General features: G+C 62.2%; 11 protein-coding genes. 3 read left to right on the forward strand and 8 right to left on the reverse strand.

Annotated elements, in window-relative coordinates; genetic code table 11:
* Window positions 1-11 precede the first annotated feature (11 nt).
* The 5 genes from ACR0CU_RS04105 to acs all read right to left on the reverse strand — a co-directional run bounded on the left by ACR0CU_RS04105 (window position 12) and on the right by acs (window position 6,866).
* Window positions 12-1,835, reverse strand: coding sequence for a DUF294 nucleotidyltransferase-like domain-containing protein (locus ACR0CU_RS04105; protein WP_480642514.1), 1,824 nt, complete (start codon window positions 1,833-1,835; stop codon window positions 12-14).
* Between the two features lie 108 nt (window positions 1,836-1,943).
* The gene (locus tag ACR0CU_RS04110) at window positions 1,944-3,728 is read right to left on the reverse strand and encodes a sodium:solute symporter family protein (protein ID WP_170357571.1); all 1,785 of its coding nucleotides are present in this window, start codon (window positions 3,726-3,728) and stop codon (window positions 1,944-1,946) included.
* A 15-nt stretch (window positions 3,729-3,743) separates the two neighbouring features.
* Complete coding sequence (locus tag ACR0CU_RS04115; RefSeq protein WP_093962930.1) at window positions 3,744-4,028, reverse strand: DUF4212 domain-containing protein; 285 nt, start codon at window positions 4,026-4,028, stop codon at window positions 3,744-3,746.
* 182 nt (window positions 4,029-4,210) lie between these two features.
* Entirely contained in the window at window positions 4,211-4,894 is a 684-nt protein-coding gene (locus ACR0CU_RS04120; protein WP_170339585.1) for an adenylate kinase, read from the reverse strand.
* Between the two features lie 7 nt (window positions 4,895-4,901).
* Window positions 4,902-6,866, reverse strand: a complete 1,965-nt coding sequence (acs, locus tag ACR0CU_RS04125) for an acetate--CoA ligase (RefSeq protein WP_093961831.1) — start codon at window positions 6,864-6,866, stop codon at window positions 4,902-4,904.
* 429 nt (window positions 6,867-7,295) lie between these two features.
* On the opposite strand from acs, the gene ACR0CU_RS04130 reads away from it, so the two are divergent.
* Genes ACR0CU_RS04130 through ACR0CU_RS04140 form a run of 3 tightly spaced genes read left to right on the forward strand, consistent with a single transcriptional unit; the run spans window position 7,296 to window position 10,407 of the window.
* Window positions 7,296-8,312 (forward strand): C4-dicarboxylate TRAP transporter substrate-binding protein, encoded by a 1,017-nt coding sequence (locus ACR0CU_RS04130; protein ID WP_170340073.1) that lies wholly within the window; start codon window positions 7,296-7,298, stop codon window positions 8,310-8,312.
* Window positions 8,313-8,370: 58 nt separating this feature from the next.
* Window positions 8,371-9,000 (forward strand): TRAP transporter small permease subunit, encoded by a 630-nt coding sequence (locus ACR0CU_RS04135; RefSeq protein WP_093961832.1) that lies wholly within the window; start codon window positions 8,371-8,373, stop codon window positions 8,998-9,000.
* A 3-nt stretch (window positions 9,001-9,003) separates the two neighbouring features.
* The gene (locus ACR0CU_RS04140; RefSeq protein WP_170339016.1) at window positions 9,004-10,407 is read left to right on the forward strand and encodes a TRAP transporter large permease; all 1,404 of its coding nucleotides are present in this window, start codon (window positions 9,004-9,006) and stop codon (window positions 10,405-10,407) included.
* Between the two features lie 170 nt (window positions 10,408-10,577).
* On the opposite strand, the gene ACR0CU_RS04145 is transcribed toward ACR0CU_RS04140, so the two are convergent.
* Genes ACR0CU_RS04145 through rocF form a run of 3 tightly spaced genes read right to left on the reverse strand, consistent with a single transcriptional unit; the run spans window position 10,578 to window position 13,469 of the window.
* Complete coding sequence (locus ACR0CU_RS04145) at window positions 10,578-11,618, reverse strand: ornithine cyclodeaminase (RefSeq protein ID WP_170445505.1); 1,041 nt, start codon at window positions 11,616-11,618, stop codon at window positions 10,578-10,580.
* A gap of 10 nt (window positions 11,619-11,628) precedes the next feature.
* Complete coding sequence (gene ctlX / locus ACR0CU_RS04150) at window positions 11,629-12,549, reverse strand: citrulline utilization hydrolase CtlX (protein WP_170445509.1); 921 nt, start codon at window positions 12,547-12,549, stop codon at window positions 11,629-11,631.
* The gene (gene rocF, locus ACR0CU_RS04155) at window positions 12,549-13,469 is read right to left on the reverse strand and encodes an arginase (protein ID WP_170363644.1); all 921 of its coding nucleotides are present in this window, start codon (window positions 13,467-13,469) and stop codon (window positions 12,549-12,551) included. The genes ctlX and rocF overlap by 1 nt, the downstream gene beginning before the upstream one ends.
* Window positions 13,470-13,473 lie beyond the last annotated feature (4 nt).

Consider the following 13,473-nt stretch of genomic DNA (forward strand, 5'->3'; position numbering starts at 1 on the left):
GGCCTGGGGCTTTACCCCAGCATCCCCTTGCCGTGCCCGACCGCGGATTGCATCGTTTTTACCACGACAAACGCGTCCCGAAGATGACTTCGCTCAAAGTCCGACAATTCCGACGGCGCAAGATAGTTGTCGGGCTTGTCGCCATTCCTGATCTGTTTGACCTGATGGTTCAACCGGGTTTCCGCGATCAGGTCATAGGCATCCATCAGGTCCCGCGCGCCCGACGGGCTGAGCACCCCGGCGGCCTCGGCGGCCTTGAGGCGCGCGCGGGTGTTCACCTCGGTCAATTCACCCTGCAGGCTGTAGACGCGGCCCAGATCGACCACCGGGACCACGCCGTTGTGTTTGAGATCCAGCGTGTTGCGATGCTCGCCCGAGCGGATCGTGGCGATCCCGCGCAGCAGGCCCAGCGGCGGCGTGTGCTTCAGAGAATTCGAAATCATGTGCGCCACGAAGATCGAGTTCGCCCGAGCCGCGCGCAGGGTTTCGGCCTGCAGGTCTGAAAACAGATCGAACCGGCCACCGATGGGGCGCAGGTCGAACATGACCGAGGCCAGCATCTGCGCCTCGGGGTTGGGCTTGGCGAGCCAGCCGTTGAAATAGTCGCGCCAGACCCTGACCGGCTGCCGCCAGCGCGGATTGGTCGCCATCATGTCGCCGGGGCAATAGAAATACCCGCAGGTATCCAGCCCATCGGACACGAATTTGGCCAGCGCCTCGAAATAGGGCAGGTCGGCATCGGTGACGCTGTCATCCAGCATCAGGCAATTGTCCTGATCGGACACGCCCGTCTGCTCCTGCCGCCCCTGCGAGCCGCAGGCCAGCCAAAGATAGGGGACGGGCGCCGGGCCGAGTTTCTGCTCGGCCAGCGCCAGCAGCCGGCGCGTCGCGGCGTCAGCGATGTCGGTGATCAGGCGGGTGACGATTTCGTGCCGGTTGCCCGCCGCCACCAGTTGCACCAGCAGGTTCGGGATCTCGGCCGTGACCGCGGCCATCTCGGTCGCCGACCCGGCCTGCGCGATGCGGCCGACCAGCTCGGCCGAGCTGACGGCCTGGAACCGGGTCAGGTCGGTCTGGGTGACCATTCCGACCAGACGCCCACCCTCGGTGATGGGGATATGACCGATACCGCGTTCCAGCATCGCGTGCAGCACGTCCGAGCCGATGTCGCCGGGCGACAGGGTCAGCGGGTCCGGGGTCATGATCTGTGACACCGGGGTCGTCGGGGGCAGGGCGCCCGCCACGACCTTGCCCGACAGGTCCCGAACCGTGGCAATGCCGCGCAACGCGCCGCGCTGGGTGATGCAGACCGACGAAATGCCCCGGTCGCGCATCAGGCGCGCGGCTTCCTGAACGGTCGTGTCCGGGGTGCAGGTGGCCGGCTTGCGCGCCATCAGAGTCTCGACACGGGTGGTGGCCAGTGATTGCTGTTCAGGTCGCGCGGGGCGGGCCCGGTTGAAGAATTTGGCGACGACGACGTGACGCTGGAGCAGATCGGAAAACAGGTCGGTGCGGATGATCAGCAGAACCGAGGGCGCGTCAGCCGTTGCCGTGGTCACCGCCCGCCCGTCGCGCATCAGTCCACGCTCGCCGAACGAGTTGCGCAGGCCCAGATGGGATACGACCGCGCCGTTTTCGTCGGTGATCTCGACCTGGCCTTCGTAGATGATCAACAGGCCGGGCAACTGCGCGCCGCGGTGATAGATGACGGTGCCCTTTGCGATCTCGCGCGCTTCGATCCGGGCGGCGATGTCAGCTAGCTCCTCGACCGGCAGCGCGTCATACGGGTGCACGGATTTCAGAAACCGGGTGATCTGATCAAGTGAAAGCGCCATGGGGTCGCCTGTCCGCTTCAATGAAAAGCCCCGCCCGGGGTTTAGCCGGGCGGGAAAAGTTGGTCGAGGGAAGCGGCCCGTGATGCATCATCGCGGACCGCATCCGGCTCAGTGGTCCTGAGCCGCGCCCGCACCACGGGGAATGCGCACGCTTTCGACCAGATCCTTGATCTCCTGCGGGGTTTCCTTGGTCATGCCGGCCACCACATAGGCGACGCCGAAGTTGACCATGGCGCCGATCGCTCCGAACGAGGTCGATTTGATCGGACCCAGCAGCGGGTCTGCATCGGTGAACGAGTTGGTGCCCGGAATGAACAGCCAGCCCTTGTGCAGGAAGATGTAGACCAGGGTGACGGTCAGACCAGCCAGCATGCCCGCGACTGCGCCGGTGTTGTTGATGCGGGTCGAGAAGATCCCCATCATCAGCGCCGGGAAGATCGAGGCCGCCGCCAGACCGAAGGCCAACGCCACGGTTTGCGCCGCAAAGCCCGGAGGGTTGAGGCCCAGATAGGTGGCAACCACGATGGCCACGGCCATTGCGATCCGCGCCGCCAGAAGCTCGCCCTTTTCCGAGATGCTCGGGTTGATCGAGCCCTTGATCAGGTCGTGCGACACGGCCGACGAGATCGCCAGCAGCAGGCCCGCAGCAGTCGAAAGCGCGGCCGCAAGACCACCGGCCGCGACCAGACCGATCACCCAACCCGGCAGGTTGGCGATTTCGGGGTTGGCCAGAACCAGGATGTCGCGGTTGAACTTGGTCAACTCGTTGCCGACCCAGCCCTTTTCTTCGGCAAGTGCCTGCATGTCGGCATTCTTGTCGTTGTAGTACTGGATCTTGCCGTCGCCGTTCTTGTCTTCCCAGTCCAGCAGGCCGGTTTTCTGCCAGGTGGCCATCCAGTCATACCGGGCATCGTTGTCGATCTGCTCAAGCGAAACAGCGCCGCCTTCGATACCGCCGTTCGGCCACATCATGTCGGTGATATTCAGACGGGCCATGGCACCAACCGCAGGGGCGGTCAGGTACAGCAGCGCGATGAACACCAGCGCCCAACCGGCCGACCAGCGGGCGTCCGACACTTTGGGAACGGTGAAGAAGCGCATGATGACGTGCGGCAGGCCGGCGGTGCCGATCATCAGCGACAGGGTGAACAGAACCATGTTCAGCGTGTTCGAATGATGAGCGGTGTATTCCGCAAAGCCCAGCTCGGCCACGATGGCATCCAGCTTGGTCAGCAGCGGCTCACCGCCGGCGGTGTCGCCGAACAGGCCCAGGGCCGGGATCGGGTTGCCGGTCAGCTGCAGCGAGATGAAGATCGCCGGAATGGTGTAGGCGGTGATCAGCACGCAGTACTGAGCGACCTGGGTATAGGTCACACCCTTCATACCGCCGAACACCGCATAGGCGAACACGACGCCCGCGCCGATCAGCAGACCGGTGGTGTTCGACACTTCCAGAAAGCGGCCGAAGGCCACGCCCACGCCGGTCATCTGGCCGATCACGTAGGTGACCGAGGCCACGATCAGACAGATCACCGCCACGACGCGCGCGGTCTGGCTGTAGAAGCGATCGCCGATGAATTCGGACACGGTGAACTTGCCGAACTTGCGCAGATAGGGCGCAAGCAGAAGCGCCAGCAGCACGTAGCCGCCGGTCCAGCCCATCAGGAACGAGCTGTTGTCATAGCCGGTAAAGGCAATAAGGCCCGCCATCGAGATGAACGAGGCCGCCGACATCCAGTCAGCCGCTGTCGCCATACCGTTGGTGACCGGGTGAATGCCGCGACCGGCGGCGTAGAATTCCGACGTGGACCCCGCGCGGGCCCAGATCGCGATGCCGATGTAGAGCGCAAAGGACGCGCCCACAAACAGCAGGTTGATGGTAAACTGATCCATTGTCCTCTGGCTCCCTTATTCTTCTTCGACGCCGTATTCGGCATCCAGTTTGTTCATGCGCCAGGCGTAGAAGAAGATCAGCGCCAGAAAGACCAGGATCGATCCCTGTTGCGCGAACCAGAAGCCCAGGTCGGTGCCGCCGACGGCGATGCCCGACAGCAACGGGCGCAGCAGAATGCCGAACCCGAAAGACACCAGCGCCCAGATGATGAGGCTGATGTAGATGAGACGCAGGTTTGCCTGCCAATAGCCCTTGTCGGACTCGGCAGTCTGCGCGGAGTTTGTTGAATTATCCGCCATTGCGGTTTCCTCCTTGGTTCCTCCAGGGCGGCCCGGTGCATTTGTCCTCCGGCGTATGGCCGCCATTCGATTGCGCCGAGCGCCGCGATGGCGCCAGGCAAAGCTTCTCCGGTCCGCCAGAGCGGTTCCGTTGAAGAAACTCGTGTCGGGGTCAGTGCCCGCTTTGGGGAGTCCTCTTCCCCTTACCGCATCGCGTCGCCCACGATGCTTTCCAGGCCACGGGCGATCTGATCGATCTGCCCCATGGCATCCAGTTTTCTGAGTACGCCGCGATCCTTGTAGTAGTCGATCAAAGGCGCGGTTTGTTCGTGATAGGCCTCCAGCCGGGACGCCACGGTTTCGGCATTGTCATCGGCGCGGCGGCTGAATTCCGTGCTGCCGCACTTGTCACAAACACCGTCCACCTTCGGCTGCTTGTACTGATCGTGGTAGCCTTCACCGCACATTGCGCAGGTGTAGCGTCCGGCGATCCGGGTGACCATCTCGGCGTCCTCAACCTCGAGGCTGATGGCCGCATTCACCTTCTGTCCGTTTTCGGCCAGCAGCTTGTCCAGCGCTTCGGCCTGAACCGTGGTGCGGGGAAACCCATCCAGGATGACACCGCGCGCGCAATCGGGCTCGGCAATGCGATCGCGCAGGATTGCGATGACGATGTCGTCGCTGACCAGGTCGCCGGCTTCCATCACTGCTTTCGCGGCCTTTCCGGCCTCGGTTCCGGCAGCAACCGCTGCGCGCAGCAGGTCGCCCGTGCTGAGCTGCACCAGGCCGAATTTCTGTTCCAGCATTCGCGCCTGTGTGCCCTTCCCGGCACCCGGAGGGCCGAGAAGGATCAGGACAGCGGGTTTTGTGATTGTTTCAGCCTGCATCACGCCCTCACTTGTTGGCCCGGTTGGCGATCAGATCTTCGACGACGGACGGGTCGGCCAGGGTCGAGGTATCGCCCAGCGAGCCGAAGTCGTTCTCGGCGATCTTGCGCAGAATGCGGCGCATGATCTTGCCCGACCGGGTCTTGGGCAGGCCCGGAGCCCACTGGATCACGTCGGGGCTGGCGATCGGTCCGATTTCTGTCCGGACCCATGTGCGGAGCTCTTTCAGCAATTCATCCGAGGGCTCTCGGTCATTCATCAGAGTGACGTAGCAATAGATGCCTTGGCCCTTGATTTCATGGGGATAACCAACGACGGCCGCTTCGGCGACGGCGGCGTGAGCCACCAGCGCGCTTTCGACTTCGGCGGTGCCCATGCGGTGGCCCGAGACGTTGATGACATCATCGACGCGGCCCGTGATCCAGTAATCGCCATCTTCGTCGCGGCGGCAGCCGTCACCGGTGAAGTAATACCCCTTGTAGTCCGAGAAATAGGTCTTCTCGAACCGCTCATGGTCGCCCCAGACGGTACGCATTTGGCCCGGCCAGCTGTCCTTGATGCACAGCACGCCTTCGACTCCGTTTCCGGTGATTTCGACACCCGACTGCGGATCCAGCACGACGGGTTGAACGCCAAAGAAGGGCTTCATCGCCGAGCCGGGCTTGGTCGCATGCGCGCCGGGCAGGGGGGTCATCATGTGGCCACCGGTCTCGGTCTGCCACCAGGTGTCAACGATCGGGCATTTGCCCTTGCCGACCACGTCATTGTACCAGTTCCAGGCTTCGGGGTTGATGGGTTCGCCCACCGTGCCGAGTGTTTTCAGGGAACTCAGGTCGCATTTTTCTACGAACTCGTTGCCCTGACCCATAAGCGCGCGGATCGCGGTCGGTGCCGTGTAGAACTGGTTGACCTTGTGCTTCTCGCAAACCTGCCAGAACCGCGAGGCGTCGGGATAGGTCGGCACGCCTTCGAACATCAGTGTGGTCGCGCCATTGGCCAGCGGGCCGTAGACGATGTAGCTGTGGCCAGTGACCCAGCCCACATCGGCGGTGCACCAGTAGATGTCGCCGTCATGATAGTCGAAGGTGATTTCGTGGGTCATCGCGGCGTAAACCAGATACCCACCCGTGGTGTGCACCACACCTTTCGGCTGTCCGGTCGAGCCAGAGGTGTAGAGGATGAACAGCGGGTCTTCGGCGTTCATCTCGGCCGGCGCACAGTAATCGTCGGCCTCCAGCGCCATTTCGTTGTAGTCGTAGTCGCGCCCGTCGATCCAGGTGGTCTGGCCACCGGTGCGCTTGACCACCAGACACTTTACCGTGTCCTTGCAGTGCAGCAGGGCGGCGTCGGCGTTCGATTTCAGCGGAGTTTTGCGGCCTCCGCGCGGGGCCTCGTCGGCGGTGATGATGACCTTGGCGTCACAACCGTTGACCCGAGCGGCCAGCGCGTCGGGCGAGAAGCCGGCAAACACGATCGAGTGGATCGCGCCGATGCGGGCACAGGCGAGCATGGCATAGGCGGCCTCGGGGATCATCGGCAGATAGATGACGACCCGGTCGCCTTTGCGCACGCCCATCGATTCCAGAATGTTCGCCATGCGGCAGGTGCGGCGGTGCAGCTCGGCATAGGTGATGTGCTGGGCTTCGTCGTTCGGATCATCCGGTTCCCAGATGATCGCGGTCTGATCGCCGCGGGTCTTCAGGTGACGGTCCAGACAGTTGGCCGAGACGTTCAGCGTGCCGTCGGCATACCAGTTGATCTTGACCGAGCCGAAATCGTAGTTGACGTCCTTGACCTGGGTGTAGGGCTTGATCCAGTCGATCCGCTTGCCATGCTCACCCCAGAATTTCACGGGGTCGTTGACAGATGCCTCGTACATCTGGGTGTATTTTTCGGCATCGACATGAGCGCGAGCGACGGTTTCTGCGGATGGCGGAAATACCTTGGCTTCTGCCTGGGCAGCGGTGGTCATTCTGAGGCTCCTCCCTCTGACTGGACTTCAGGTGGACCGAGTTTGCCCAATTGATTGGCATTGTCGATCCGTTTCCTCCCCGGTCGGGATAATACGCCTTCGAGAAAAGAAAGAAATAAATTGCCGTAATCCTTGGATTTGTTTGTAAACAACTTTCCGTTTCTGGGGGCGTTTTGTAAATTCGTTAGGCTTGAGTTTGCGATAACATGATAAAAAACAATTATTTAAAGATCTAATGGTTGTTAACGGTCCAGAGCGACACCTTTTCTCCTGTGGGTCGACCGTGTCGGCGGGGCTTTCTGAGCCATGCAGAAATCAGCGCTTTCACGGGTGTACCATTCGGGCGGCGGGGCTTGGCACGTGTCGATGTTGGCGCTAGCTTGACTCGCAAGCGCCCCGGGAGGGGGTGCACCAATGGGAGAGATCATTATGAACAAGATGTTGAGCGGAGCGGCCATCGCCGCCCTTGGCGTTGCTTTTGTCACCGAGGCGGCTGCGACCGAGTGGAATGCCTCGGTCTGGGGCAAGCGCCGCGCCTTCACCGAACATGTTGAGAAACTGGCCGAGCTGGTCAGTGAGAAAACCGATGGCGCATTCACCATCAACGTCAGCTATGGCGGCCTTTCCAAGCCCAAGGAAAACCTGGACGGCATCGAAATCGGCGCCTTCGAGATGGCCCAATTCTGCGCTGGTTACCATCGCGACAAGAACCGCGCGATCACCGTTCTGGAACTGCCGTTTCTGGGCGTGAACACACTGGATGAGGAAGTGGCCGTCAGCCACGCGGTCTACGATCACCCTGCGGTCAAGGAAGAGATGGCTCAGTGGAACGCTCGGATCCTCATGACCTCGCCGATGCCGCAGTACAATCTGGTCGGGACAGGCGAGCCGCGTGACGAACTGGCAGAGTTTGAAGGTATGCGCGTTCGTGCGACCGGGGGCCTTGGTCAGGCGTTCGAGGCCGTTGGTGCCGTTCCGACATCGGTTCCGGCGACCGAAGCCTATAATGCGATGCAGTCCGGTGTCGTGGACACCGTCGCTTTTGCTCAGCACGCACACCTGTCGTTCGGCACCATCAATGAGGCCGACTGGTGGACCGCGAACCTGAACCCCGGCACGGTGAACTGCCCGGTGGTCGTGAACATCGACGCCTATGAAGCACTGCCGCCTGAGCACCGTGAGGCGCTGGACAGCTCGATCGACGAGGCGATTGACCACTACCTGACCAACTACGGTGAGCTACTGAAAAAGTGGGATGGCGTGCTCGAAGAAAAGGGCGTTCAGAAAGTGATGATCGATGACTCCGTTCTGGACGAGTTCCGTGCCAAGGCGGCCGACCCGATCCGCGACCAGTGGATTGCTGACATGTCCGCCCAAGGCCTGCCGGCGCAGGATCTTTACGACCTGGTGCAGGCAACGCTGAAGCAGCAGCGCGGCGGCAACTGATAAAAAACAGCCGGGGGCTGAAACGCCCCCGGACTCATCTGGAACAGGGGACAACCGGATGGCAGGACACGCCACGGTATTGGAGGACGGCAGCCTCCTGAGCCGTCTCGACCGGCAATTGCTGCGACTTGAACGATTTCTGGCCCTTCTCAGTGGCATCGCCGTTTTCGGTTTGATGGTGTTGGCTGTTGTGTCCGTCAGCGGACGCAACGCGATCAACGCCCCATTGCCGGGCTATGTCGACTGGATCGAGCAGGCCATGCCTCTGATCGCGTTTCTTGGCATTTCCTACGTGCAGCGAGACGGCGGGCACATCCGCATGGACATCGTGATCGCACGGTTGCACGGGCGCGCAATGTGGCTGTTCGAGCTGATTTCGGTCGTACTGATCCTGGTCCTGATGTTGGCTTTGGTTTGGGGCAGTTGGTCCCATTTCGATCGATCGTTTGATTTCGGCGCACCGATGTGGAGCCGTGACAGCTCGATCGACATCGGTATTCCGATCTGGCCCGCCAAGCTGTTGGCGCCAGTTGCCTTCTCCGTTTTGTGTCTGCGGTTGTGTCTCCAGATCTGGGGGTATGGTCGGGCGTTCCTGTTGGGGCTGGAATCTCCGGTTGCGGTGCCGCTGATTCAGGACGCCGCCGCGCAGGCCGCGGCCGAAGCCGAGCAGTTTGAGAGGCAGGACTGACAAATGGACACGATTGAAATCGGTCTGTGGGTCACGGGCGGCCTGCTGGTTCTTGTCGTCGCGGGCATGCGCGTTGCGTTTGCCGCAGGCCTCGCAGGGTTGGTGGGGCTGGTCTGGATATTTTGGGCCAAGTTCGGATATGACCCGGATCGGTTTGGCAAGGCTTTGACCGTTGCCGTCAAGACGGCGGGGCAGGTGCCGCATTCCAAAGTGGCCTCGCACACGCTCAGCCTGATCCCAACTTTCATCCTGATCGGATACTTGGCCTATTACGCGGGTTTGACCCGGGCTTTGTTCGAAGCGGCCAAGCGCTGGGTCGCCTGGGTGCCGGGCGGTTTGGCAGTGTCCACGGTTTTCGCGACGGCTGGCTTTGCAGCCGTGTCAGGCGCGTCGGTGGCGACGTCGGCGGTCTTTGCCCGCATTGCCATCCCCGAGATGCTGGACGTCGGCTACAACAAAAGGTTTGCCGCAGGCGTCGTGGCCGCAGGTGGTACTTTGGCGTCGCTGATCCCACCTTCCGCGATCCTCGTGATCTATGCGATCATCGTCGAGCAGGACGTGGGCAAACTGCTGCTCGCCGGGTTCATCCCCGGTGCGTTTTCGGCGGTGATCTACGGACTGCTGATCATCGGTATCGCGGTTTTCTTCAAAAACGTGGGTCCGCCGGTGCGGGGCTTTACCTGGAAACAGCGCTTTGCCGCGTTGCCCGGTGCGCTGCCGATCTTCGCGGTAATCCTGATCATCATCTGTTTTGTCTACAACCCATTTGGTGACAAGGCGTGGGGAACGCCGACCGAAGGCGGCGCAATCGGTGCATTCATCGTGTTCTGCTTTGCTCTGTTTCACGGCATGCGCTGGACCGAGCTGAAGTCGGCGCTGTTGGAAACCGCCAAGCTGACGGCGATGATCTTCTCGATCATCTGGGGTGTCTTGATCTACGTGCGCTTTCTGGGTTTTGCCGACCTGCCGGGGGCGTTCTCGGATTGGATCACTTCCCTCCATATGTCACCCATGCTGATCCTGATCTGTATCCTGTTGGCCTATGCCGTGCTTGGCATGTTCATGGATGCAATCGGGATGCTGCTGCTGACTCTTCCGGTGGTCTATCCTGCCGTCATGGCCTTGAACGGGGGCGAGGCGGTAAGCGCGGCCGACAGCACATTCGGCATGTCGGGCCCCATGTGCGCGATCTGGTTTGGTATTCTGGTGGTCAAGATGGCCGAGTTCTGTCTGATCACGCCGCCAATCGGCCTGAACTGCTTCGTGGTCGCCGGCGTGCGCCCGGACCTGAGCGTTCAGGACGTGTTCAAGGGCGTGGCTCCGTTCTTCGTCGCTGATGCGGTGACGATTGCGCTGCTGGTCGCGTTTCCGGCGATCGTTCTGTATCTGCCATCGCTTGCCGGCTGAGGTTTTGGGCAATCCAGGCACGGGCTTTGATGCGTGGCTCTGCCGCGCGCATAGAAAGTTCGGGCGGCACGAAGTCTCGGTGCCTCAGTGGACCCAATACCTCAGTGTCGCAAAGACTGAACGGGGGCAGCGCCCCCATCCGGCCTAACCGCAAAACGGGGCGATACGGCTCACTTGGCCCGCATGAGCATGCCAAACAGGTCGCGCGGATCGTCCGGGTCCGCCAGCATGTCCAGGGGCTCGAAAAACTCGGTTCCCTCGATCGCGCGCTTGACGTAGCGCAGAGCCGAGAAGTCCTCGATCGCGAAACCGACGCTGTCGAACAGAGTGATCTGCCGGTCGTCACGGCGACCTTCGGCCTGACCGGTGATGACCTGCCACATCTCGGTGACCGGGTGGTCAGGGTCCAGAGCCTGAATTTCACCTTCGATCCGGGTCTGCTCGGGGTATTCCACGAAAATGTCGGACCGCAGAAGAATGTCGCGATGCAATTCGGTCTTGCCGGGGCAGTCGCCGCCGATCGCGTTAATGTGCACGCCCGGGCCGACCATGTTGTCGGTCAGGATCGTGGCGTATTTCTTGTCGGCGGTGCAGGTGGTGATGATCTGCGCGCCCTCAATCGCCTCTTCGGCCGAGCGGCACGAAACCACCTTCAACCCGGTCCCTTGCAGATTGGCCGCGCATTTCGCGGTGGCGGCGGGATCGATGTCGTAAAGGCGAACGGTATCAATCCCGCCCATGGCCTTGAAGGCCAGGCATTGGAATTCGGACTGCGCGCCATTGCCGATCATCGCCATCGTGGACGCATTCTTGGGGGCTAGGTACTTGCCGACCAGCGCCGAGGTTGCCGCGGTGCGCAGCGCCGTCAGCATCGTCATCTCGGTCAACAGGGTCGGATACCCGGTGTACACGTCCGCAAGCAGGCCGAACGCCGTGACGGTCTGCAGGCCCTCGGATGTGTTCTTGGGGTGGCCGTTCACATATTTGAACCCATAGGCCTCGCCGTCCGAGGTCGGCATCAGTTCGATCACGCCATGTGGGGAATGGGCCGGGATGCGCGGGGTCTTGTCAAAGCTCTCCCACCGTTTGAAGTCGTCCTCGATCTGGGCGGCGATCTCGGTGATCATTCTTTCGACACCGATGTGGTGAATCAGCCGCATCATGTTGTCGACGGATACGAAGGGAACAAGCGCCTTGTCGGAAGGTTGCATGGGGTCTCTCCTAGCGGCGTGACAGGTGGATGCCTGCGATCATGCAGCGCACCGACCCGCCGGCGGTTTCGATGGTGGGAACGGACAACGGCAGGGGCGTCGCGCTGTCCTGGAAGATGTCGATCTGATCCGGGCGCAGCGCGGCCAAAGCCCGCCTGGACAGCGCCAGAACCAGCCCGTCGCGGCCTGTCAGTTCGATGGCGTTACCGGCAAATTCGGCGATCTGGTCGTGGGTCAGGTCGATCACCGTGCGGCCGGATTCCTCGAGCCGCGCCCGAACGGTCGCGCGCCGCTCGGGGTCGGTGATCATGTCCAGACAGATCAGGGCGTAATGCGTGCCGATCCCCATCAGAACATTTGTGTGATAGACATCGCGGCCTTGCGCGTCGCGGGCCTCGAAGGCGATGGGCTCGTAGTTGAAATGGGTGCAGAACCGTTCCAGCAGCACCGGGTCGGCGCGGTTGGATTTGACGGTATAGGCAATGCGCCCGACGTGATCGAGCACCATCGCACCGGTGCCCTCCAGCGCGAGGTTGTCCTGCTCGAGCCCGGAATAGTCGATCACGTCCTGTACGCGATAGTCGCGTTTCAGCATCTCGATCACATCCATCCGCCGTTCGCGCCGGCGCGAGGGGACGAACATCGGATAGATCGCCACGTGTCCGCCCGGATGGGTCGAGAACCAGTTGTTCGGAAACACGCTGTCGGGCGTGTCGTTGTCACCGAAATCGTCGAACACATGCACGGTGACGCCGGCGTTGCGCAGTTGCTCGACCGCGCGGTCATGCTCGTCGCGGGCGGCGGCCGAGGTCGCCTCGGCCGAGCGGTTGGCCAGCGTCTGGAACGCATTGTCGTCACGGGTTTCGGGGTTCGAGGCAAAGGCGTGTGGCTGGATCATGACAACGGCCGAGGGGGCCTGAAGGGAATGCATCAGAAGCTCCGGGTAATGCGGTCGAAGATGCGGCGCCCAAGCAACGAGGCGGCCAGGTCGACCATCAGTTTCGCGGTACGGCCGCGCTCATCCAGGAAAGGATTCAGCTCGACCAGGTCCAGCGAGCAGACCAGCCCACTTTCGTGCAGCAGTTCCATGGCCAGATGCGCTTCGCGTTCGGTGGCGCCACCGGGAACGGTGGTGCCGACGGCCGGCGCGATGGCGGGGTCAAGGAAATCCACGTCCAGCGAGACATGCAGAATACCGTTCGCGGCACGGACGCGTTCCAGAAAGGCCATCAGCGGGGCCTTGATGCCGTGTTCGTCGATGCTGCGCATGTCGGCCAGCATGGCGCGGTCTTTCTCAAGCGCGGCGCGCTCGGCCGGGTCAACGGAACGCAGGCCGATCATGCCGACGCGGTCCGTGGGTATCGGAGCATCCAAAGCGGGGAAAGCGTCGAACCCGGGCTGACCGGTGAAATAGGCGACCGGAGTGCCATGCAGGTTGCCGCTGCCGGTGCTGTTGGGCGTGTGGAAATCGCTGTGCGCGTCCAGCCAAAGCACGAATAGTGGGCGCCCGATCTGCTGCGCATGGGCGGCCATGCCAGAGACCGTGCCCATCGACAGGGCGTGGTCCCCGCCCATGAAAATCGGCAGACCTTGTTGGGCCGCCTGTTGCGCGACCCGGATCAAAGCCCGCGTCCAACCTACGCATTCGGGTAGGGCAAAGAGGTGATCATGTTGCGGCATGTCGACTGTGTCCGGGCGGGTGTCGCCAAAGTCTGTGACCGTGTGCCCGAGGTCTGACAGCGCCTCGGCGATTCCGGCCACCCGGTACGCGTCGGGTCCCATCCGGCAACCCTGTCGCCGCTTGCCGACGTCCATGCCGGCACCAACGAGAATGACTGATTTGGTATCCATACGT

This window comes from Ruegeria sp. BC2 (assembly GCF_056539245.1).